The sequence below is a fragment of the Mycolicibacter arupensis genome (assembly GCF_002086515.1).
GTDB lineage: Bacteria > Actinomycetota > Actinomycetes > Mycobacteriales > Mycobacteriaceae > Mycobacterium > Mycobacterium arupense.
Window position 1 is genome coordinate 36,742 of sequence record NZ_MVHH01000008.1, and the last position, 22,897, is coordinate 59,638.

General features: G+C 67.4%; 19 protein-coding genes. 12 read left to right on the plus strand and 7 right to left on the minus strand.

The window, feature by feature from the left end:
* Nucleotides 1-6: 6 nt before the first annotated feature.
* The 5 genes from lysX to BST15_RS06030 all read left to right on the plus strand — a co-directional run bounded on the left by lysX (nt 7) and on the right by BST15_RS06030 (nt 5,582).
* Nucleotides 7-3,354 (plus strand): bifunctional lysylphosphatidylglycerol synthetase/lysine--tRNA ligase LysX, encoded by a 3,348-nt coding sequence (gene lysX / locus BST15_RS06010; protein ID WP_046188961.1) that lies wholly within the window; start codon nt 7-9, stop codon nt 3,352-3,354.
* Nucleotides 3,355-3,434: 80 nt separating this feature from the next.
* The gene (locus tag BST15_RS06015) at nt 3,435-3,674 is read left to right on the plus strand and encodes a hypothetical protein (protein WP_046188971.1); all 240 of its coding nucleotides are present in this window, start codon (nt 3,435-3,437) and stop codon (nt 3,672-3,674) included.
* Nucleotides 3,675-3,677: 3 nt separating this feature from the next.
* Nucleotides 3,678-4,853: a winged helix DNA-binding domain-containing protein gene (locus BST15_RS06020; protein ID WP_046188960.1), complete on the plus strand. Its 1,176-nt coding sequence runs from the start codon at nt 3,678-3,680 to the stop codon at nt 4,851-4,853.
* A 55-nt stretch (nt 4,854-4,908) separates the two neighbouring features.
* Nucleotides 4,909-5,151 carry a ribbon-helix-helix protein, CopG family gene (locus tag BST15_RS06025; RefSeq protein WP_046188959.1) on the plus strand — a complete coding sequence of 81 codons (243 nt, stop codon included), beginning with the start codon at nt 4,909-4,911 and terminating at the stop codon, nt 5,149-5,151.
* Entirely contained in the window at nt 5,148-5,582 is a 435-nt protein-coding gene (locus BST15_RS06030; protein WP_046188958.1) for a type II toxin-antitoxin system VapC family toxin, read from the plus strand. Before BST15_RS06025 ends, BST15_RS06030 begins: the two co-directional genes overlap by 4 nt.
* A 435-nt stretch (nt 5,583-6,017) precedes the next feature.
* On the opposite strand, the gene uvrA is transcribed toward BST15_RS06030, so the two are convergent.
* On the minus strand, nt 6,018-8,921 hold the full coding sequence (uvrA, locus tag BST15_RS06035) for an excinuclease ABC subunit UvrA (protein WP_046188957.1): 2,904 nt from the start codon (nt 8,919-8,921) through the stop codon (nt 6,018-6,020).
* A 57-nt stretch (nt 8,922-8,978) separates the two neighbouring features.
* Here uvrA and BST15_RS06040 point away from each other — a divergent pair, with 57 nt between their 5' ends.
* Nucleotides 8,979-9,665 (plus strand): MBL fold metallo-hydrolase, encoded by a 687-nt coding sequence (locus tag BST15_RS06040; protein ID WP_046188956.1) that lies wholly within the window; start codon nt 8,979-8,981, stop codon nt 9,663-9,665.
* 8 nt (nt 9,666-9,673) lie between these two features.
* Here the strand turns inward: BST15_RS06040 and BST15_RS06045 are convergent, their stop codons facing one another.
* Nucleotides 9,674-10,120, minus strand: coding sequence for a universal stress protein (locus BST15_RS06045; protein WP_046188955.1), 447 nt, complete (start codon nt 10,118-10,120; stop codon nt 9,674-9,676).
* Nucleotides 10,121-10,355: 235 nt separating this feature from the next.
* On the opposite strand from BST15_RS06045, the gene BST15_RS06050 reads away from it, so the two are divergent.
* A complete protein-coding gene (locus tag BST15_RS06050) occupies nt 10,356-11,915 on the plus strand; it encodes a glycosyltransferase family 39 protein (protein ID WP_083070855.1) in 1,560 nt (519 codons plus the stop codon).
* A gap of 7 nt (nt 11,916-11,922) precedes the next feature.
* Here BST15_RS06050 and BST15_RS06055 read toward each other — a convergent pair whose 3' ends face one another.
* Nucleotides 11,923-12,282: an Rv2640c family ArsR-like transcriptional regulator gene (locus BST15_RS06055; RefSeq protein WP_046188954.1), complete on the minus strand. Its 360-nt coding sequence runs from the start codon at nt 12,280-12,282 to the stop codon at nt 11,923-11,925.
* A gap of 101 nt (nt 12,283-12,383) precedes the next feature.
* Here BST15_RS06055 and BST15_RS06060 point away from each other — a divergent pair, with 101 nt between their 5' ends.
* Together BST15_RS06060 and arsB are read left to right on the plus strand one after the other, a co-directional pair.
* Nucleotides 12,384-12,779, plus strand: coding sequence for an ArsI/CadI family heavy metal resistance metalloenzyme (locus tag BST15_RS06060; RefSeq protein ID WP_083070864.1), 396 nt, complete (start codon nt 12,384-12,386; stop codon nt 12,777-12,779).
* The gene (gene arsB, locus BST15_RS06065; RefSeq protein ID WP_046188952.1) at nt 12,779-14,269 is read left to right on the plus strand and encodes an ACR3 family arsenite efflux transporter; all 1,491 of its coding nucleotides are present in this window, start codon (nt 12,779-12,781) and stop codon (nt 14,267-14,269) included. Before BST15_RS06060 ends, arsB begins: the two co-directional genes overlap by 1 nt.
* On the opposite strand, the gene BST15_RS06070 is transcribed toward arsB, so the two are convergent.
* A complete protein-coding gene (locus BST15_RS06070; protein ID WP_046188951.1) occupies nt 14,233-15,630 on the minus strand; it encodes an MFS transporter in 1,398 nt (465 codons plus the stop codon). The two genes, arsB and BST15_RS06070, sit on opposite strands and share 37 nt — an antisense overlap.
* Complete coding sequence (uvrB, locus tag BST15_RS06075; RefSeq protein WP_046188950.1) at nt 15,627-17,798, minus strand: excinuclease ABC subunit UvrB; 2,172 nt, start codon at nt 17,796-17,798, stop codon at nt 15,627-15,629. The genes BST15_RS06070 and uvrB overlap by 4 nt, the downstream gene beginning before the upstream one ends.
* Nucleotides 17,799-17,854: 56 nt before the next feature.
* On the opposite strand from uvrB, the gene BST15_RS06080 reads away from it, so the two are divergent.
* Both BST15_RS06080 and BST15_RS06085 read left to right on the plus strand, forming a co-directional pair.
* Nucleotides 17,855-18,394 (plus strand): ribonuclease FAU-1 family protein, encoded by a 540-nt coding sequence (locus BST15_RS06080; protein ID WP_046188949.1) that lies wholly within the window; start codon nt 17,855-17,857, stop codon nt 18,392-18,394.
* A 48-nt stretch (nt 18,395-18,442) separates the two neighbouring features.
* On the plus strand, nt 18,443-18,883 hold the full coding sequence (locus tag BST15_RS06085; RefSeq protein ID WP_046188948.1) for a hypothetical protein: 441 nt from the start codon (nt 18,443-18,445) through the stop codon (nt 18,881-18,883).
* Nucleotides 18,884-18,896: 13 nt separating this feature from the next.
* Here the strand turns inward: BST15_RS06085 and coaE are convergent, their stop codons facing one another.
* Both coaE and rpsA read right to left on the minus strand, forming a co-directional pair.
* Entirely contained in the window at nt 18,897-20,123 is a 1,227-nt protein-coding gene (gene coaE, locus BST15_RS06090; RefSeq protein ID WP_046188947.1) for a dephospho-CoA kinase, read from the minus strand.
* Nucleotides 20,124-20,153: 30 nt separating this feature from the next.
* Nucleotides 20,154-21,593 carry a 30S ribosomal protein S1 gene (gene rpsA, locus BST15_RS06095; RefSeq protein ID WP_046188969.1) on the minus strand — a complete coding sequence of 480 codons (1,440 nt, stop codon included), beginning with the start codon at nt 21,591-21,593 and terminating at the stop codon, nt 20,154-20,156.
* Nucleotides 21,594-21,766: 173 nt separating this feature from the next.
* Here rpsA and BST15_RS06100 point away from each other — a divergent pair, with 173 nt between their 5' ends.
* Entirely contained in the window at nt 21,767-22,894 is a 1,128-nt protein-coding gene (locus tag BST15_RS06100) for a PrsW family intramembrane metalloprotease (RefSeq protein ID WP_046188946.1), read from the plus strand.
* Nucleotides 22,895-22,897: the final 3 nt, after the last annotated feature.

Here is a 22,897-nt window from a genome sequence, read left to right on the forward strand (position 1 = left end):
CTGGCTATGACGTTGACTGTGCCGCCGGAGTCGCGTTCGTGCGGCCGCGCGACGAGCTGGTTCCACTGGGTGCCCCCGACCGCTGCCTGGGCTGTCGGTATCGCCGCCACACTGTCGCTGCTGGCCAGCATGTCGCCGGTGATCCGGTGGGCGATCCGCGTTCCGCGGGAGTTCATCGACAAATACCTGTTCAACTTCCCCGACACCAGCCTGGCCTGGGCCTTCGTGCTGGCGCTGTTGGCGGCAGCACTGAGCGCCCGCAAGCGCATCGCCTGGTGGCTGCTGATCGCCAACCTGGTGGTGGCCGGCGGCTGGAACATCAGCCGCCTGGTCTCGGACACCTCTGATCGCTTCGGTGTCATCAGCGGGGTTGCCGGCCTGATGCTGCACGTGGGCGCGATCGTCGTCCTGGTGCTGGCCCGCGGCGAGTTCTGGGCCAAGGTGCGCCGCGGCGCGCTGTTCAAGTCGGCCGCCACGCTGGCCGCGGGCTGGACCGTGGCGATCCTGTTGTGCTGGGGACTGGTCGAGCTGTTCCCGGGAACGGTGACACCCCCGCTGCGGCTGCCCTACGTGGTGAACCGGGTGGTGGGCTTCGGCCTGCTGGAGCCGGATTTCTTCCCCGGCAAGCCGGAACTCGGACTGCGCGCCCTGTGCGGGCTGCTCGGCGCGGTGGCGTTGGTAGTCGCGGCGATCGTGCTGTTCCTGTCACAGCGCTCCGACAACGCACTGACCGGCCAGGACGAGTCCGCCATCCGCGGGCTGCTTGAGCAGTACGGCCAGAACGACTCGCTGGGCTACTTCGCCACCCGCCGCGACAAGTCGGTGGTGTTCGCCCCCAACGGCCGCGCCGCCATCACCTACCGGGTCGAGGTGGGTGTCTGCCTGGCCAGCGGCGACCCGGTGGGCGACCCGCGGTCCTGGCCGCACGCCATCCAGACCTGGCTGCGGGTCTGCAAGGACTACGGGTGGGCACCCGGGGTGATGGGTGCCAGTTACGCCGGTGCCCAAGCCTTCCGGGATGCCGGCCTGAGCGCGCTGGAGCTGGGTGATGAGGCGATCCTGCGGCCGTCGGAGTTCAAACTGTCCGGCCCGGACATGCGCGGCGTGCGTCAGGCCGTCACCCGGGCGCGCCGGTCGGGCCTGACGGTGCGGATGCGCCGGCACAGCGATATCGGCCCCGACGAGATGGCCCGGGTCATCGAACGCGCCGACGCCTGGCGCGACACCGAATCCGAGCGCGGATTCTCCATGGCACTGGGCCGGTTGGGCGACCCGGCCGACGCCGACTGCCTGCTGGTGGAGGCGGTACGCGGCGACCAGAGCAGCGGGGAGGTCGTGGCGATGCTGTCGCTGGTGCCGTGGGGGCACAGCGGGGTGTCGCTGGACCTGATGCGCCGCTCGCCGCAGTCACCCAACGGGACCATCGAGCTGATGGTCAGCGAGCTGGCGCTGCAGGCCGCCACGATCGGCGTCAACCGCATCTCGCTGAACTTCGCGATGTTTCGGGCCGCCTTCGAGCAGGGCGCACAACTGGGCGCCGGACCGGTCCTGCGCCTGTGGCGCCGGCTGCTGATGTTCTTCTCGCGCTGGTGGCAGCTGGAAACCCTCTACCGGTCGAACATGAAATATCGGCCGCAGTGGGTTCCCCGCTACGCCTGCTACGAGGACGCCCGGATGATTCCGCGCGTCGGGGTCGCCTCGGTGATCGCCGAAGGCTTTCTGGTGCTGCCGTTCTCACGGCGTACCGAACAACACACCGGACACCACCCGTCCGTTCCGGAGAACGTGGCTGCCACCGGCCGGCTGCACGATGACGGCACCGCACCCGACGGTATCGACAGCAGCGCCGTCGATCAGTTCACCGCCCCCGAGGAGGCACTCCCCCGGCTGCCCGAGCAGGTCCGCGTCCGGATGGCCAAGCTGAAGTCGTTGCAGGACAGCGGCGTCGACGCCTACCCGGTGGGCGACCCGCCCAGCCACAGCGTCGCCGAGGCGCTGACGGACGGTACTGGCGAATCGGTCTCGGTCGCCGGGCGGGTGCTGCGGATGCGCGACTACGGCGGAGTGCTGTTCGCCCAGCTGCGTGACTGGTCGGGTGAAGTGCAGTTGCTGCTCGACAATTCGGTGCTCGCGCAGGCCGGCGGGGCCGCGCGTGCCGCGGACTTCAATGCCGGCGTCGACCTCGGCGACCTAGTCGAGGCCACCGGCCGGATGGGGCAGAGCCGCAATGGAACACCGTCGCTACTGGTGACGCACTGGCGTCTGATCGGTAAATGCCTGCGCCCGCTGCCCGACAAGTGGAAGGGGTTGACCGACCCCGAGGCGCGCCTGCGCACCCGCTATGTGGACCTGGCGATCAACACCGAGTCCCGCGAGCTGATCGCCGCCCGCAGCAACGTGCTGCGCTCCATCCGGGACACCTTGTTCGCCAAGGGATTCCTCGAGGTCGAGACCCCGATCCTGCAGCAACTGCATGGCGGGGCCAACGCACGCCCGTTCGTGACGCACATCAACGCCTACGACCTCGACCTGTATCTGCGGATCGCCCCCGAGCTGTACCTGAAACGCCTGTGCGTCGGCGGGGTGGAGCGAGTGTTCGAGCTGGGCCGCGCATTCCGCAACGAGGGCGTCGACTTCAGCCACAACCCGGAGTTCACCCTGCTGGAGGCCTACCAGGCCCACGGCGACTACCTGGCCTGGATCGACGGGGCGCGCGAGCTGATCCAGAACGCCGCGATCGCGGCCAACGGTGCGCCGGTGGTGATGCGCCCGGGTGCAGGCGACCAGCTGGAGGCGGTCGACATCTCCGGGCAGTGGCCGGTGCGTACCGTGCACGACGCGGTGTCCGACGCGCTCGGCGAGCGGATCGACGCCGGCACCGATCTGGCCACCCTGCGCCGGCTGTGCGACGGCGCCGGGGTGCACTATCTGCGGCAGTGGGATGCCGGCGCGGTGGTGCTCGAGCTCTATGAGCACCTGGTCGAGGCGCGCACCGAGCAGCCCACCTTCTATACCGACTTCCCCACCTCGGTGTCGCCGCTGACCCGGCCGCACCGCAGCAAGCCGGGCGTGGCCGAACGGTGGGACCTGGTGGCGTGGGGCGTGGAGCTGGGCACCGCCTACAGCGAGCTCACCGACCCGGTGGAACAGCGCCGGCGACTACTCCAGCAGTCGCTGCTGGCCGCCGGCGGCGACCCCGAGGCCATGGAACTCGACGAAGATTTCCTGCAGGCCATGGAGTACGCCATGCCGCCGACCGGCGGACTGGGCATGGGCGTCGACCGGATCGTCATGCTCATCACCGGCCACAGCATCCGCGACACCCTGCCGTTCCCGCTGGCCAAACCCCGCTGAGGGGCGTGGGCGCGCGCCCCGGCGTGGGCGCGTTCGTCCGCGCCATGTCGATGTCGCGAGCCGGCGGTAACGTGGCGGGCATGGGTGACGAATCGAGCGACCCGCAGCCCGACAGCGGCTACGACGACGCCGGCGTGCCGACGTTCGATGCAGTGCGCGAGAAGATCGAGCGCCGATATGAGACCTCGATCGGCGCCCAGGAGCTGGACTCCGAGTCACCGGAGGGCCGCACCGTCGAGCAGCAGTACGACGCCCGCCAGCGCGCGGCCGCCGAACGGCTCGAACAGATCCGCACGTCAATGCGCAAGGATGAGCACTGACCGGTGCGAACCTTTACCGTCGCCGAACGGCGGAATCGTTTGGCGCGCCGCCACTTTCTTGCCTGCGACACCGCCGCTGAGTCGATAACCACGATCACGTCGGCGCTGGTCGGATTGCACTCCAGCGATCCCGCCACCCCGTATCTGTCGCTGTGGGCGCGCCGGCCGGGCTTCAGTGTCGCCGACTTGAACGATGCCCTGTATGAAACACGTTCGCTGGTCAAGCATCTGGCGATGCGCCGAACGCTGTGGGTGGTCGAGCCCGCCGATCTGCCCGCCGTGCAGGCTGCGGCCAGCGACCGGGTGGCAGGCGCCGAACAGCGCAGGCTGATCGCCGATGTAGCCAAGGCAGGCGTGGCCGATGACGGCGAACAGTGGCTCACCCGGGCTGCGGCCACGGTGCTGGCGCACCTCGATGAGCACGGACCGACCAGCAGCAGCGCGCTGCGGGCGGCCCTGCCCGCCCTGGCCGGCACTTACGATCCCGCACCCGGCAAGTCTTACGGCGGCCAAACCCATCTGGCGCCGCGGGCGCTGATCGTGCTGGGTGCCCAAGGCCACATTCTGCGGGGTCCCAACGAGGGTGGCTGGACCTCGTCACGGCCCAAGTGGGCTACCGCCTCCAGCTGGCTCGGCGAACCCGGGACCCCGATGACCGCCGAGCCGGCACAGGCTCAGCTGACCCGCACCTGGCTGCACGCGTTCGGCCCGGCCACCGCAGACGACATCAGGTGGTGGTTCGGCAGCACCAAGGCCGCGGTCCGTAAGGCGCTGGGCGAGATCGGGGCCGTCGAAGTCGACCTGCACGGCGCGCCCGGGTACGCGCTGCCCGACGACCTGGAACCCGAACCGGAGTGCGAGCCCTGGGGCGCCCTGCTGCCCGGCCTAGATGTGACCACCATGGGCTGGTATCAGCGTGACTGGTATCTCGGTGAGCATCGCGGCCAGGTCTTCGACAGCAACGGCAACGCCGGCCCCACCGTGTGGTGGGACGGCCGGATTGTCGGCGGCTGGTATCAGGACAACGCCGCACAGGTGCAGCTTCAGCTGCTCGAGGACCCGGGCAGCCAGGCCCGCGAGGTGCTGACGCGCCGTGCGCAGGAACTCACGGAATGGCTGGACGGGGTGCGGATTCCGCCTCGGTTCCCGTCACCACTGGTCAAGGCCGCAATGCGGTGAGGTCGCCCCGATTGAGGACTGCCGCATCGGGTTATGGCGCTGGTACCATACCCATATGGCGCTGAAGAAGACGACGGTGATGGTCGATGAGGATGATCTCGCCGTGATCAAGGCAGCCGCGGCACGCGAAGGGCGGCCTGAGTCGGAGTACTTTCGCGAGGCTTTCCACCTCGCCGCACTGCGGGCCACACGCTGGCCCTCGGGATGGGACATTCCCGTCCTGGACTTTGCGCGTCCGGTGACCGCCGAGGACATCCACCAGGTGGTCGCTGAGGCTGCGGTCGACAGCGCGAAGTGATCATCATCGCGGACACCTCAGGACTGGTGGCCGCCTTCAATGCGAAAGATCCCGCGCACCTCGCAGCGCGGCAGGCAATGATCAGCGCTTCACTGATCGTGGTCTCCCCCTTGGTGCTACTGGAGATCGAACACATCACCACCCGCAGCGTCGGCAGGGCCGCGGCGCTGGCGACCAACGATTGGCTACTCGCGCAGGAACGTACGGGACGCGTCGCCATCCCGTCCGTTACGGCCGCGACCTTGCGAACCGCGCGAACGGTCCAAAATCGTTACGAGGACTTGCGTCTCGACCTAGCCGATGCCGTCTGCGTGGCGCTGGCCGAACGCTACGAAACAGACGCAGTCCTTACCCTTGATCGTCGTGACTTCCGGGCTATAGTTCCGCTGCACGACGCTCCAGCGTTTCGATTGCTGCCAGACGACAGCTAGAGCGAATGATTCGGCGTGACATTCAGTCTCGGGCAAAGAAGGACAGCGGTGTTTAAGGCAATCGCAATAGCTTTTGGCATGCTCAGTGTTTCGCTGACGCTGGCGGTTCCGGCACACGCCGACCCGGACCCGCACCATCCATCGCTACGCGACGACTATTGCCCCGGAGGCGATGTGCCGATATACGCGGGCCGCCTCTGCGCCGGCGTCCCTTACCCCGACGGCAGCCGGTGGACCCAAGCCACCATGCTCGTGTTGGGACCGGATTCAGGCAAAGTCGACCAAAGTTGCCGAATGTCCAATGACATGTTCGCACGTGCTCGGCCAGGCGCATGCGGCGGTGAATGGGACGGGTTCTACCAAATGCTGCCGTAAGTTGGCGGCCGTCAGCTCTGCAACTGAAACCGCGGCGTATGCGGTAACGAGGGTCGCTAGCTAGGCGCTGGCCTTACGCCGCTTGACCGCCTTCACGGGCTTGGCCGGGGCGCCCAGGATTTCGGCGAGGAACTTGCCGGTGTAGCTCTCCGGTACGGCCATGACGTCCTCCGGGGTGCCGGTGGCCACCACCGTCCCACCGCCTGCGCCGCCCTCGGGGCCCATGTCGATGATCCAGTCCGCGGTCTTGATGACGTCGAGGTTGTGCTCGATGACGATCACCGTGTTGCCCTTGTCGACCAGGCCGTTGATGACCACCAGCAGCTTGGCGATGTCCTCGAAATGCAGTCCGGTGGTGGGCTCGTCGAGGATGTAGACCGTGCGGCCGGTGGACCGCTTCTGCAGTTCGGAGGCCAGCTTCACCCGCTGCGCCTCACCGCCGGAGAGGGTCGGTGCGGGCTGGCCCAGCCGGACATAGCCCAGCCCGACCTCGACCAGGGTGCGCAGGTAGCGATGGATGCTGGTGATCGGCTCGAAGAAGTCCGCGGCCGTCTCGATCGGCATGTCGAGCACCTCGGCGATGGTCTTGCCCTTGTAATGCACTTCGAGGGTCTCCCGGTTGTAACGGGCGCCGTGGCAGACCTCGCACGGCACATACACATCCGGCAGGAAGTTCATCTCGATCTTGATGGTGCCGTCGCCGGTGCACGCCTCACAGCGTCCGCCCTTGACGTTGAACGAGAACCGGCCGGGCTGATAGCCCCGGACCTTGGCCTCGGTGGTGGCGGCGAACAGGGTGCGGATCTTGTCGAACACCCCGGTGTAGGTGGCCGGGTTGGACCGCGGCGTGCGCCCGATCGGCGACTGGTCCACCCGCACCAGCTTGTCCAGGTGGTCCAGTCCGGTGATGCGCGTGTGGCGGCCGGGCACCAGCCGGGCACCGTTGAGTTTGTTGGCCAGCACTGTGGCCAGGATGTCGTTGACCAGGGTGGACTTCCCCGAGCCGGAAACCCCGGTGACCGCGGTGAGCACGCCGAGCGGAAACGCCACGTCCACCCCGGACAGGTTGTGCTCGCGCGCACCGACCACCCCGAGTTGGCGCTTGGCGTCCACCGGGCGTCGCTCCTGGGGCACCGCAATGCTCTTGGCGCCCGACAGGTAAGCCCCGGTGATCGAGTCGGGGTTGGTCAGCAAGTCGGCGTAGGGCCCGCTGTGCACGATCTTGCCGCCGTGTTCGCCTGCCGCCGGGCCGATGTCGACGATCCAGTCGGCGTGCGCGATGGTGTCCAGGTCGTGCTCGACGACGATCAGGGTGTTGCCCAGATTGCGCAACCGGACCAGCGTCTCGATCAGTCGGCGGTTGTCGCGCTGATGCAGGCCGATCGATGGCTCATCGAGCACGTAGAGCACGCCCACCAAGCCCGAGCCGATCTGGGTGGCCAGCCGAATGCGTTGCGCCTCACCACCGGAGAGGGTTCCGGCGGCCCGCGACAGCGTCAGATACTCCAGGCCGACGTCGAGCAGGAAGCTCAGCCGGGCCTGGATCTCCTTGAGCACCTGCCCGGCGATGGCCTGCTCACGCGGACCCAGGGTGAGCGCGCCCAGAAAATCGGCACAGTCGGCGATCGAGAGCTCACTCACCTGCGCAATGGATTTGCTGCCGTAATCACCGGCCGCCAGCGTCACCGCGAGGATCTCCGGCTTGAGCCGGGTGCCGGCACATTCCGGGCACGGCACGTCACGCATGAAGCCGGCGTAGCGGTCCTTCATCTGCTCGGATTCGGTCTGCTCCATCTTGCGCTGCAGGAACGCCATCACACCTTCGAAATCGGTGTAATAGGAGCGGGTGCGGCCATAGCGGTTGCGGTAGCGGACGTGCACCTGCTCGTCCGAGCCCTCCAGGATGGCCTTGCGGGCCTTGGCCGGCAGTTTGCGCCACGGGGTGTCGACGTCGAAGCCCATCGCCTCACCGAGGCTGGCCATCATCCGGGTGAAGTACTCGCTGGTGGGGCCCATGGACCACGGCACCACCGCGCCTTCGGCCAGGGTGCGCTCCGAGTCGGGCACCACCAGGTCGGCATCGACCTCCTTGCGAACGCCCAGGCCCGCGCATTCGGGGCAGGCGCCGTAGGGCGAGTTGAAGGAGAAGGACCGCGGCTCCAAGTCGTCCACGGCAAGCGCGTGCCCGTTGGGGCAGGCCAACTTCTCGCTGAAGCGCTGCTCGCGATGCGGATGGTCGTCTTCGCGGTCGACGAACTCCAGCACCACGATGCCGTCGGCCAGGCCCAGCGCGGTCTCCACCGAGTCGGTGAGCCGCTGTTTGGCCGATTCCTTGACGGTCAGGCGGTCGACGACCACCTCGATGTCGTGCTTCTCCTGCTTCTTGAGCTTGGGTGGATCGGTCAGGGAATGCACCACGCCGTCGACCCGGACCCGGCTGTAGCCCTGGGTGTTGAGCTTCTCGAACAGGTCGACGAACTCGCCCTTGCGGGTGCGCACCACCGGCGCCAGCACCTGAAAGCGCAGGCCCTCATCCATGGCCAGCACCTGGTCGACGATCTGCTGCGGGGTCTGGCGGGCGATGCGCTCGCCGCAGACAGGGCAGTGCGGCGTGCCGGCGCGGGCGTAGAGCAGCCGCAGGTAGTCATAGACCTCGGTGATGGTGCCGACCGTCGAGCGGGGGTTGCGGTTGGTGGACTTCTGGTCGATGGACACCGCCGGCGAGAGGCCCTCGATGAAGTCGACGTCGGGCTTGTCCATCTGCCCCAGGAACTGGCGGGCATAGGCCGACAGCGACTCGACATAGCGGCGTTGGCCTTCGGCGAAGATGGTGTCGAACGCCAGCGACGACTTACCCGAGCCGGACAGGCCGGTGAAGACGATCAGGGCGTCGCGGGGCAGGTCCAGGTCCACACCGCGCAGGTTGTGTTCACGCGCACCCTTGACGATCAGCCGGTCAGCCACGGGTCCATGCTAGGTGGCGCTACCGACAACCAGCTCACGGCCAGTACCGTGACGGGAATGACCTCCCAGATCGCGGTGGACGACACCTACACCGGACACGTCGAGCCCGGAACCGCGGCCAGGCGCACGCTGCCCGGGGCCACCATCATCAAGGCCTCGGTGGGACCGATGGACAACAACGCCTACCTGGTGACGTGCACCCACACCGGCAAGACGCTGCTGATCGACGCGGCCAACGACGCCGAGACCCTGCTGGCCCTGGTGCGCCAGTACGCCCCGGACGTGGCGTTGATCGTCACCAGCCACCAGCACTTCGACCACTGGCAGGCGCTGACCGCGCTGGCCGAGGCCACCGGGGCGCCGACGGCCGCGCACGCCCTGGACGCCGAGCCGCTGCCGGTGAAGCCGGACCGCATCCTGGCCGACGGCGACACGGTGACCATCGGCGATCTGAGCTTCGATGTGATTCACCTGCAGGGCCACACCGAGGGATCGGTGGCGCTGGCCCTGGACGGCCCGGCGACCGGCGGGGTGACCCAGCTGTTCACCGGCGACTGCCTGTTTCCGGGCGGCGTCGGAAAGACGTGGCAGCCCGGGGATTTCGAGCGCCTGCTGGGTGATGTGAGCCGTAAGGTGTTCGACCGGTTCGGCGACGACACCATCGTCTACCCCGGACACGGTGATGACACCGTCCTGGGAGCAGAGCGCCCGCACCTGGCGGAATGGCGCGAGCGGGGTTGGTGAACCCGCCGCTAGCCCGTGGTGTGAACGATCAGCACGTCGATCTTGGAGCGCCGCGACACATTGGCCGGCACGGAACCGAGCAGCCGCCCGGCGATGGTGCTCAGGCCGACGTTGCCAACGACCAGCAGGTCGGCCTTGACCGACTCGGCCAGCTCCACCAGCGCATCGACCGGGGCACCGACAATGGCCCGCTCTTCGACCTCGTAGGCGCCGGCCGCGATGGCCCGCTCCTTGGCTTCCTTGAGGATGGCGTAGATCGGGGCGTTGCCCGAAGCCTTGTAGCCCTCGTCCTTGAGCGCATCGGCGGCGCGGGGGTCGTCGGCGTGCGGCAGATAGGCGGTGGCGATGACGACCTTGGCGCCCTCACCGGACGCCAGGTGAGCCGCGCGGTCGACGGCGCGCAGCGACGAGTCCGAGCCGTCAGTACCGACCACCACGGTCTTGTAGCCGCTCATGGGTAACCCTCCCGGTGCATTGATCGCCTGTTCGCAAATTAAGCCATGGCGACCCTAACGCGTCGGCGGCCCCGATGGGGGCAATTGACGTCACATGTCGTTTGCGCCGCGCAGTGCACAACGGCCTGAGCAGCCACAAAGCCCCGTTCGGCGGTCCTGGTGACGTAGCTGACAGGACGTGTCGAGCGGTAGCGTGGAATGTCATCACTGCCACCGCAACCGACAGCGCACACCGGTGAGCCAGGTTCTGACCCCGGCACCGGTGGGCATCGAGGCGCCCCCGCACGGTCGACCGCGACGCTCGCCGGACGCGGCCGTAATCGCCGTCGCGGCAACGCTGATCAGCGTGATCGGGGCGAGTCGGCCCTCGCTGTGGTTCGACGAGGCAGCCACCATCTCGGCGGCGACGCACCGCTCGCTGCCGGAACTGTGGCGGTTGCTCACCCACATCGACGCGGTGCACGGCCTGTACTACCTGTTCATGCACGGCTGGTTCGCGGTGTTCCCCGCGACCGAATTCTGGTCACGGCTGCCGAGTTCACTGGCCGTCGGAGCCGGGGCCGCCGGCGTGGTCGTGCTGACGGGAAAGTTCAGCAGCCGGCACGTATCCCTGTGTGCCGGTGCGCTTTACGCAGTATTGCCGCGGATGACGTGGGCCGGCGTCGAGGCCCGGCCGTACGCCTTCGCTGCCATGGCCGCCGTCTGGCTCACCGTGCTGTGGGTGGCCGCGGCCCGGCGCGACAGCGTCCGGCTATGGACGGGCTACGGCGTGGCGATTGTCGCCTCGACCCTGCTGAACACGTTCACCGTGCTCGTGGTGGCAGTACATGCGGTGACGCTGCGCACCATGGGCGTCGGCTCCCGGGAACGGCGGAGGTGGGCCGCCGCGGCCGGTGGCGCGCTGGTGGCACTGGCCCCGTTCTTGTGGTTCAGCCAGGGACAGATCCGTCAGGTCGCCTGGATTCGGCCGCCGGGAATGCAGACCGTCGTGGAGATCGCCGAGCAGCAGTATTTCGACAAGAGTGTGCCGTTTGCGATCCTGGCCTGGCTCACGCTGGCCGCGGCGGTGTTCGCGGTGCGCACCGGTGCGCGCCGCGCGCCCGATTCCGCCACACGACAGCTGGTGCTGCTGTGCGTGACGTGGATGCTGGTGCCGACGTTGGCCGCGGTGGCCTATTCGGCGGTGGTGAAACCGGTCTACTACCCGCGATATCTGATCAGCACAGCGCCCGCCATGGCGATAGCGCTGGCCATCGCCGTCACCACGCTTGCAGTTTCGCGCCGCGCCGTTATTGCCACCGTCGCCGTGCTGACCCTGGCAGCAGCGCCCAATTACATTGTCAATCAACGTGATCGGTACACCAAGGAGAAGGGCTGGGACTACAGCGCAGTGGCCGACGTGATCGCCATGCACGCCCAGGCCGGGGACTGTCTGCTGATCGACAACACCACACGGTGGTTACCCGGCCCGATCCGGGCGGTGACGGCCGGACGTCCCGAGGCGTTCGCGAAGCTGACCGATCCCGGACTGGGTCCGCACCGCCAGGCGTTGGGGCGGCTGTGGGACGGGCACCTGTCGGTGTCGGCACTGGCTGACCAGTTCGATCGGTGCCCGGCGATCTGGACGATCACCGATCATGACCGCAGCCTGCCCGCCCATCAGCGCGCGGCGATGCTGCCGCCGGGCAAGCGATTCGCCCGCACGCCCGACGGTCAGATGCTGCACGCGCTGGGCTTCCATGTGACCGAGCGTTGGCAATTCACGTTCGCCCAGGTGATCAAGTCCACCCGGTGAGCGGCACTTACGTGCAGCAGTTGGGGTCCAGCGCGACACAGAGGGCCTGCAGGGCATCCGGGCGGACTCGGTGAAACATGTTCATTCCCCGCCGCTCCGAGACCACCAACCCGGTCTTGCGCAGCTGGGACAGATGGTGACTGACGGTGGATTCGCTCAGCCCCAGAACGCTGGCCAAGTCGCCGGAGTTCTGCTCACCAGCACCCGGACCGAACAGATACGACACGATCTTGACTCGCGCCGGATCCGCTAACGCCTTGAGCCGCACAGCAATCTGCAGCGCGTCGGCGTCACTCATGGGCCCCGCGGCTACCGGCGCACAGCACACCGGCGCGGTCGTGTCGATCACGGGCAACGCCTTGGGCATGCGCCCATTCTGACACATTTATTGACATATATCGAAGAGGTGGGCATGCTGACGTCAGCTGGATAGTTCGACATATGTCGCACACTTCGGAGGTGGTTGCCCTGTCTCGCCTACAACTCGCACTCAACGTCGACGACCTCGACGCCGCAATCGCGTTCTACAGCGCACTGTTTGGCGCCGAGCCCGCCAAGGTCAAGCCCGGTTACGCCAACTTCGCGATCAACGACCCGCCACTGAAGTTGGTCCTGATCGAAAGCCCCGGCCATGGCGGCACGCTGAACCACCTCGGCGTGGAAGTGGCTTCCAGCGACGTCGTCCACGCCGAGATCGCTCGGCTACAGGCTGCCGAACTGTTCACCGAAGAGGAGATGGGCACTACCTGCTGCTTCGCCCTTCAGGACAAGGTCTGGGTCAGCGGCCCCGATCGAGAACGGTGGGAGATCTACACCAAGATCGCCGATACCGACTCCGCCGCTGCGCCGGCCGCCTGCTGCTGATGGCCGACACCGCAACGCCGGCACGCCTCTCTACCCTGGACCGGCTGTTGCCGCTCTGGATCGGACTGGCCATGGCCACCGGACTGGTTCTGGGCCGAATGATTCCCGGACTGGGTGACGGCTTGACGGCGGTGCAGATCGACGGGATCTCCCTGCCGATCGCCGCCGGGTTGCTGATCATGATGTATCCGGTGCTGGCCAAGGTCCGCTACGACCGCCTCGATGCCGTCACCTCCGATCGTCGACTGCTGCTCAGCTCGCTGCTGCTCAACTGGGTGATTGGGCCGGCCGTGATGTTTGCGCTGGCCTGGCTGCTGCTGGCCGACCTGCCCGAATACCGCACCGGGCTCATCGTGGTGGGGTTGGCGCGCTGCATCGCCATGGTCATCATCTGGAACGACCTGGCCTGCGGTGATCGCGAAGCCGCCGCCGTCCTGGTGGCGCTCAACTCGATCTTCCAAGTCGCGATGTTCGCCGTACTGGGCTGGTTCTACCTATCGGTGTTGCCGGGCTGGCTCGGTCTGCCGCAGACCAGCATCGAGGTCTCCCCATGGCAGATCGCCAAGTCCGTGGCGATCTTTTTGGGCATACCCCTGATCGCCGGCTACCTGTCCCGCCGAGTCGCCGAACGCACCAAGGGCCGTGACTGGTACGAGAGCCGCTTCCTGCCCCGGATCGGTCCGTGGGCGCTGTACGGGCTGCTTTTCACGATCGTGATCCTCTTTGCGCTCCAAGGTGATCAGATCACCCGGCAGCCACTGGACGTGCTTCGTATCGCGATCCCGCTCCTGGCCTATTTCGCCATCATGTGGGGCGGCGGCTATCTCGTGGGAGCTGTGCTGGGGCTGGGCTATGCGCGCACCACCACGCTGGCCTTCACCGCCGCCGGCAACAATTTCGAACTCGCCATCGCGGTGGCGATCGCCACCTGGGGAGCCGCCAGTGGGCAGGCCCTGGCGGGGGTCGTCGGGCCGCTGATCGAAGTGCCGGTCCTGGTCGGGCTGGTCTACGCGGCGCTGGCCCTGCGACCCCGATTCACCGCACCCACCAGGCCGAGCGTGCTGTTCGTCTGCGTACACAACGCCGGCCGCTCGCAAATGGCCGCCGCACTGCTCAACCACCTCGCCGGGGACCGCATCGAAGTCCGTTCCGCCGGTACCGAGCCCGCCGACCAGATCAACCCGGGCGCCGTAGCCGCCATGGCCGAGATCGGCATCGACCTGGCCACACGTTCACCCCAGATCCTTACCGCGGCGACCGTCGAGTCCAGTGACCTCGTCATCACCATGGGCTGCGGTGACACCTGCCCGTACTTTCCCGGCGTCAGCTACCGCGACTGGCAAGTCGCTGATCCCGCCGGTCAGCCCCTTGCCGCTGTCAGGGCCATCCGCGACGACATCGCCGACCGCGTCCACGCGTTGGTCGCCGAACTGGTTCCCCCGTGCACACCGCCTCAGCCGGTGGACCCGGCACCGCGGCTGGCCCGATAGGCCGTCACACATCCCAGTGCCGCGAGCACGGCGAAGATCGCGAACAGCCAGCGGGCGGCGGGCTGGGCGGCGCTCATCGCGGTGTTGACCACCAGACCGGCAAAGCCGGCGCCGAACGCACCACCGATCAGCTGGACGGTGTTGATGGCCGCTGCCGCGGTACCCCCCTCAGCCGGATCGTCGACGCAGCTCATCGCCCACGCCGACAGGTGCGGCCAGCCCGCGCCCACGCCGATGCCCACCACCAGCAGCGCCACCGCCCAGATCGCGGCGACCGCCGTCGGGTTGTAGTGGCTCATCCGGGTGAACGCGACCACCGTCAGCCCTGCCGACATGACCAGTGGTGCGCTGATCACCAACCCGATGACCACCCGCACCTTGCTCACCGACGCGCTCGCGATCTCGCTGAACGTCCAGCCGGTGGACAACGCAGCGCCCAGAAACCCGGCCATCACCGGGGCCAGGTGCGCCAGCCGCTGTCCCAGCAGCGGGATATACAGGTTGGCCTTGGTGGTGGCCATCAGCAGGCCCAGGGTTAAGTAGATCCACTTCTCACGGCCCGGCTGGAAGGCGCTGGGCGGCAACACCGCAGATGGCGAACGCCGATCCACCACCAGAAACACCATCAGCAGCATCCCGCCGACGAGCAAGAGGCCACCGGCTCCGAGCAGGCTACGAGGCAACTGCGCGACGCTGACGGCCAGCGCGGCGCCGCCCAACAACAGCAGCGACCGCAGCGGGAACGTCGTCGGCTCACCCCGATGTCCACTGCTGCCGGCCGTCAGCACCACGCTGACGGCCACGGCCATCACGACAGTCAGCAAGGCCATCACGATGAAGGCCCACCGCCAGATGCCGAACTGGGCGAACAGGCCGCCGGCCGCCGGCCCGACCAGGGTGCCGATCCCCCACATGGCCGAAACCAGGCCCGAGGCCCGAGTCCACAGCCAGCTGGGCAGTACCGCGTTGATCAGCGCGTAACCCAGTCCGGCCAGCAGGCCACCGCCCATGCCCTGCAGGGTGCGACCGACCAGCAGGACTTCCATCTGGGGTGCCAGCGCGCAGACCACCGCGCCCGCCCCGAAGGCCAGCAGGCCCAGCAGATAGGCCGAGCGGGAGCCCAGGCGGGTCAGGACCGCGTTGGCCGCCGCCGCGGCGAGCACCGATCCGACCAGATAGAGGGTGGTTACCCAGGCGTAGAACCGTTCGCCGCCGATGTCGTTGATAGTGCTGGGCAGCAGGCTGATGGTCAGCAGCTCATTGGTGGCATACAGCGCTACACCACCGGCCAGCACCGCGGAGGTGCCCAGATAGCGCTTGCCGAGCAGCTCGCGCCAGCTGCCCGTGGCAGGGCGGGTCACTTGATCCCGGCCGCGTCCATGCCCCGCAATTCTTTTTTGAGGTCGGCGATCTCGTCGCGAATCCGGGCGGCCAGTTCGAACTGCAGGTCCCGCGCCGCGTTCATCATCTGTTCGGTCAGGTCCTTGACCAAGTCGGCCAGCTCGGCGCGCGGCATGTTGCTGGTGTCACGGCCCTCGATGATCCCGGCGCTGACCGATCGGCCCGGCTCACCCTGGGCGCGCCGCCCGCGTGAGGCATTGCGGCCCGATCCGGCGACCTCGACCGATTCGGTGTCCTCCACCTCCCGGTAAACCTGGTCGAGAATGTCTGCGATCTTCTTACGGAGCGGCTGCGGGTCGATGCCGTGCTCCTCGTTGTAGGCGACCTGCTTGGCCCGCCGCCGTTCGGTCTCGTCGATGGCCTCACGCATCGAGTCGGTGATCTTGTCGGCGTACATGTGCACCTCGCCCGACACGTTGCGGGCGGCGCGGCCGATGGTCTGGATCAGGCTGCGGGTGGAGCGCAGGAAGCCTTCCTTGTCGGCGTCCAGGATCGACACCAGCGACACCTCCGGCAGATCGAGGCCCTCACGCAGCAGGTTGATGCCGATCAGGACGTCGTACTCCCCCAACCGCAGCTGCCGCAGCAGCTCGACCCGGCGCAGGGTGTCGACCTCGGAGTGCAGGTAGCGCACCCGGATGCCCATCTCCAGCAGGTAGTCGGTGAGGTCTTCGGCCATCTTCTTGGTGAGCGTGGTGACCAGCACCCTCTCGTCGGCCTCGGTGCGCTGCCGGATCTCGGCGATCAGATCGTCGATCTGGCCCTTGGTGGGCTTGACCACCACCTTGGGATCCACCAGGCCGGTCGGGCGGATCACCTGCTCGACGAACTCGCCACCGGCCTGGCTGAGCTCATAGGGGCCCGGGGTGGCCGACATGTAGACCGTCTGACCGATCCGATCGGCGAACTCCTCCCAGGTCAACGGCCGGTTGTCGCACGCCGAAGGCAACCGGAAGCCGAACTCGACCAGGTTGCGTTTGCGCGACATGTCGCCCTCGTACATGGCACCGATCTGCGGCACGGTGACGTGCGACTCGTCGATGATGAGCAAGAAGTCTTCGGGGAAGTAGTCGATCAGCGTCGCCGGCGCCGTGCCTGCGCCGCGGCCGTCGATGTGGCGCGAATAGTTCTCGATGCCCGAGCAGAAGCCGACCTGCCGCATCATCTCGATGTCGTAGTTGGTGCGCATCCGCAGTCGCTGGGCCTCGAGCAGCTTGCCGTGGCGCTCCAACTCGTCGAGCCGGGCGGCCAGCTCCTCCTCGATGGTGGAGATGGCCTGCGTCATCCGGTCTGGACCTGCGACGTAATGGGTGGCCGGGAAGATGCGCAGTGAATCGACCTTGCGGACCACGTCCCCGGTGAGCGGATGCAGGTAGTACAGCGCCTCGACCTCGTCGCCGAAGTACTCGATGCGCACCGCCAGCTCCTCATAGGAGGGGATGATCTCGACGGTGTCGCCACGCACCCGGAACGAGCCGCGGGTGAACGCCATGTCGTTGCGGGTGTACTGCACGTCGACCAGCAGGCGCAGCAGGGCGTCGCGCGGCACCTCCGCGCCGACCTGAAGTTCGACGGAGCGGTCCAGGTAGGACTGCGGGGTGCCCAGACCGTAGATGCACGACACCGACGCCACCACCACGACGTCGCGCCGTGACAGCAGGCTGGAGGTCGCCGAATGGCGCAGCCGCTCCACGTCGTCGTTGATGGAGCTGTCCTTCTCGATATAGGTATCGGTCTGCGCGATATACGCTTCCGGCTGGTAGTAGTCGTAGTACGAGACGAAGTACTCGACGGCGTTGTGCGGCAGCATTTCCCGCAGCTCGTTGGCCAGCTGCGCGGCCAGCGTCTTGTTGGGAGCCATCAGCAGCGTGGGGCGCTGCAACCGTTCGATCAGCCAGGCCGCGGTGGCCGATTTGCCCGTTCCGGTGGCACCCAGCAGCACCACGTCCTTCTCCCCGGAGGTGATGCGGCGTTCCAGGTCGGCGATGGCGGCCGGCTGGTCACCGGCCGGCTGAAATTCGCTGACCACCTCGAACCGGCCGCCGGCGCGCACGACGCCTTCGACGGCGTCAGCGGCAGGCCGGTACTCCGAATGCGCGACGATGGGGTGTTCCGTTGCGAAGGCCACGGAAACCAGAGTAGGCGTGGCCGCCGACAGCACGGCCAGGGCAGAAGGGCATCGCGGTGCACGCACCCAAAGAAGAGACCTTTGATCTGGTCGGCTACACCAACACCGACCCCAAGGGGGTGGTGCGCGCCGTCGACATCTACACGGTGCAGCCCTGGGGCCTTTACCTGGCTCGACCCACCCCGGGCCGGGCACAGTTCCACTACCTGCAGTCCTGGCTGCTGCCGTCGCTGGGACTTCGCGCGACCGTGTTCCACTTCAACCCGGGCCACGAACGCGACCAGGATTTCTATCTCGACGTCGGCGAGTACACCGCGGGGCCGCAGCTCTGGCGTTCCCGCGACCACTACCTGGACCTGGTGGTTCGCACCGGATCCGGCGTCGAGCTCGCCGACACCGACGAGCTGATGGCGGCCGTCTCCGAAGGTCTGCTGAGTCTCGGGGACGCCGAGCAGGCGGTGCTGCGCGCTGTAGCCGCCGTCGACGGCCTGGCCCGGCACGGCTATGACCTGCAGCGCTGGCTCAGCGATCAGGGCATGCAGGTGAGTTGGCCGGTCGGTGACGGATTCACCGGCTCGCCGGCGGAGTCACGCTAGGCGCAATGGCCGGAGGCAGTTCCCGTGACCGCGCTAAACTGCGCTGATATGAACGCCACACTGCGATTCGGTGTCGTCGCCGCAACCATCGCGGCCCTGATCGGCAGCGGTCAGCTGATCCCGGCTCCGGCGGCAGCCGACGACAACGACACCACCACCGAGCTGCACAACGTGACCTACATCGCGAAGGTCGACGCCTGGTCGAGCGGCAACGTCGTCACGTTCATGCGCAACGACTACGAGACGGCCAGCGCGGACCTCGACGCTTTCGGAACGCCGTTCGAGGCCAACACCGTGATGGCCGACCCCAGCAAGGCCGGCATGGTGATCCGGCTGCGCTTCCCGACCACCGCGACGGTGCACTGCGAGATCAAGGTCGACGAAGTCACCACGGTCAAGAGTGAGCGCTTCGTCAACACCTGGGGGAACACCAATGATCCCCACACCGGCGCGATGCTGTGCGGCGCGCTGATCAGCAGCATGGCCTGACCGGCCAGGTCCGCTAGGGACGCCACCCGGTGGCGTCGGCCCAGGCCCAGGCCTGCCGGTAGGCGGTGTCGAACCAGGGCTCCTTGACCGAGGCATAGGCCTCGATGCCGCCGTCGATTCCCGCGCGTTCGGCGTCACGCTTGATGGCCAGATACTCCGCCTGCGCGGCAGCGTCGGCGGAAAGCCAGGCCGGAAACAGCAGGGCGAACTGCTGATTGGGCCAACCCTGGACGCGGATGTGCACGTTGGTGGCCCGGCCCGGGTCGGCAGAGGCGTGAATACGCTTGCGCCACAACGCCGGATCTGCCGCGTGGTCGAACTCCGCGACCGTGCTGCGCGCATCGGGTTTGCCGTTGTCCGCGGTGATCGTCTCCACCGCCGGGTAGCCCGCCCGTAGCAGGGACTCGGTGAGTTCGTCGGCCACCGCCAGCGACGCGACCGTGACCTGGACGTCGATGACGTCTCGGGCTTCGAAGGCCTCCGGCCAGCGCACCGCGGTGGAGCCGATGTGATCCACCCGGACGGCCCGGTGCCCGCAGGCGGTGCGCAGCCGGGCCAGGATGCGTTGCGCCTGATCCGGCCAGGTCGGATCGGCCTTCATCAGCTGAGTGGGCGACGGCACCGTCTGGCGGGTGATCAGGTTGTGCGCGAACGGCTTGATGCGCTGGTGCCACAGCTCCAGGGCCTGCTCCGCCAATTGGTCCGGGTCGCCGGAGTTGTCCAGCCAGACGTCGGCGACGTCGCGGCGCTGTGGCTCGGTGGCCTGCGCGGCGATCCGAGCCCGCGCGTCCTCTTCGGACATGCCACGGTAGTGGGTCAGCCGCGTCACCCTGGTTTCGATGTCCGCGTGCACCACGACCACCAGCGGAAACAGCGGAGCCATCTGCGATTCGACGAGCAGCGGGATGTCCTCGACGATCACCGCTTCGTCACCGGCCTCGGCGATCAGCTCGGAGCGGCGGTGTGCCACCAGCGGATGCACAATGCCGTTGAGAATGGCCCGCTTGTCGTCGTCGCTGAAAGCGATCGCGGCCAGCGCCGGACGGTCTAAAGCCCCGTCCGAAAGCAGGATGCCCGGCCCGAAGGCCTCGACCAACTTGGCGAGGCCTTCGGTACCGGGCTCCACGACTTCACGGGCGATGACGTCACCGTCGACGATGACGCCACCGTGGCGGCTGAAGGTCGCCGACACCGTCGACTTACCGGCGCCAATACCGCCGGTCAGACCGATACGCAGCATCTGCGCCCCTTCAACCCCGCTGGGCGCTGGTTAGGCGCTGTTACCGGCGAGCTTCTCCCGCAGTGCGGCGAGCTGCTCGTCGCTGGCCAGCGAACCACCGGCCGGAGCCTCGTCGCGGTGCGAACCGTTGGCACCCGAGCGCGGCTCGGCCTGCTCGGCAGCGGCGAACTTCTCCATCTGCGTGGTGTGCATCTTGTGCCGGCGCTCGGCCTCGGCGTAGCGGGCCTCCCACTCGGTGCGCTGCTTGTCGAAACCTTCGATCCACTCGTTGGTGTCGGCGTCGAAGCCCTCGGGGAAGATGTAGTTGCCCTGCTCGTCGTAGCTGTCGGCCATGCCGTACTTCGAGGGGTCGAACTCCTCGGTGTAGTCCTCGTTGGCCTGCTTGAGGCTCAGCGAGATCCGGCGGCGGTCCAGGTCGATGTCGATGACCTTGACCATGGCGTCGTCGCCGACGGCGACCACCTGGTCGGGAACCTCGACGTGGTGCTCAGCCAGCTCGGAGATGTGCACCAGGCCCTCGATGCCCTCCTCGACGCGGACGAACGCACCGAACGGCACCAGCTTGGTGACCTTGCCCGGGACGATCTGACCGATCGCGTGGGTACGGGCGAAGTGCCGCCACGGGTCTTCCTGAGTGGCCTTGAGCGACAGCGAAACCCGCTCGCGGTCCATGTCGACGTCGAGCACCTCGACGGTGACCTCGTCGCCCACCTGAACCACCTCGGACGGGTGGTCGATGTGCTTCCAGGACAGCTCGGAGACGTGCACCAGGCCGTCCACGCCGCCCAGGTCGACGAAGGCGCCGAAGTTGACGATCGAGGACACGACACCCTTGCGGACGGCGCCCTTCTGCAGCTGGTTGAGGAACTCGCTGCGCACCTCGGACTGGGTCTGCTCCAGCCAGGCGCGACGCGACAGCACCACGTTGTTGCGGTTCTTGTCCAGCTCGATGATCTTGGCTTCGATCTCCTTGCCGATGTACGGCTGCAGGTCACGGACCCGACGCATCTCCACCAGCGAGGCCGGCAGGAAGCCGCGCAGCCCGATGTCGAGGATCAGGCCGCCCTTGACGACCTCGATGACGGTGCCCTTGACGGCCTCGTCCTTCTCCTTGAGCTCCTCGATGGTGCCCCAGGCGCGCTCGTACTGGGCGCGCTTCTTGGACAGGATCAGCCGACCCTCTTTGTCCTCTTTGGTCAGGACCAGAGCTTCGACCTCATCGCCGACGGACACCACCTCGTGGGGGTCAACGTCGTGCTTGATGGACAGTTCGCGGGAGGGGATGACCCCTTCGGTCTTGTAACCGATGTCGAGCAGGACCTCGTCCCGGTCAACCTTGACGATGGTCCCTTCTACGATGTCGCCATCGTTGAAGTACTTGATCGTCTTGTCGATAGCGGCGAGAAAGTCCTCGGCCGAGCCAATGTCGTTGATGGCTACTTGCGGCGAGGTGATGGTGGGACTTGGCATGTGTTGGGTTGCTCCGGACATTGTGGCGTAGTAGGGACGGGTGATGTCACGCATGCTGAACACGCGGTAGCACACGATCTTGGTCTGGGACTAGTCGCGGACTACCAGTCGAGGCTACTCGACGCGTTGCACGCTGGACAAACCGGTGGCTACGCTCGCTCGCTATGCCTCAGATGCGGAACCGGCGGAAAGTCGGAGCGCCGCTCATCGTGATCGTCCTACTCGCCATTCTCACGGCCTTCCTCTTGCTGTTGTTCACCGCCGCAAACCCGGGCGGAACACTGACCGCGCTGGTACTGGCGAGCATGTCGATGCTGGTGGTGCTGCTGTGTTACCGGTGGCTGGACCGCTGGGAACCCGAACCGCGCCGCCTGCTGCAACTGGCGTTCCTGTGGGGCGCATCGGTGGCCGTGGTGCTGGCCGTGGGCCTGGAAACCTTCGGCTCGTCGGTGGCCAACATTCGCCCGCTGGTGTCGAAGACCTTCGACATGGCGGCCATCCAGGCACCGTTCATCGAGGAGGCCGCCAAGGGCCTCTTCCTGCTGATCATGCTGACCGGACGGCGGCGCCTCGCGCTGAACTCGATGACCGACTGCATGGTCTATGCGGGCATCGTTGCGGTGGGTTTCGCCTGGATGGAGGACATCGTCTACATCGCGCCGGCCGATTCACCGGCGAAGATGGCCGCGGTGGCCATCGCCCGGCTGATCTTCGGCCCGTTCGCCCACCCGCTGTTCACCACAATGACCGGGATCGGGGTGTATTTCGCCCTACGCCGCCACGGATTCTGGTCCAAAGCCTTCGCGATTCTGCTCGGCTACCTGGGAGCGGTGGCGCTGCACGCCTCCTGGAACGCCTCCCTGGCGATGGGCGGCGGCCAGCTGTTCCTGGTGACGTACCTGTTCTGGCTGGTGCCGGTGTTCCTTCTGATGGTGTTGCTGGCGATTTTGAGCCGTCGACACGAACAGCAGCTGGTGGCGACCAAACTGCCCGCGATGGTGGCAGGTGGCCTGATCAGCGCGAACGAGGCGACCTGGCTCGGATCGATCCGGACCCGCAAGCACGCGATCCGCGAGGCCACCCGCATCGGTGGCCGTCCCGCGGGCCGGGCCGTGAAGAGGTTCGCCGTCCAGGTGGTGCGGCTGGCGTTCATCCGGGACCGCATCGATCGCGGCTTCGGCGACCCCGAGGTGTTCGCCGAGCAGCACGAAGACGCCTACGGGGTGGTGGCCGCCAGGGCGGCGGCGCCGGTGCTCTACACCATGGCGGGCTACTACGCGCCGCCGCTGGTTCGGAGGTAGGTA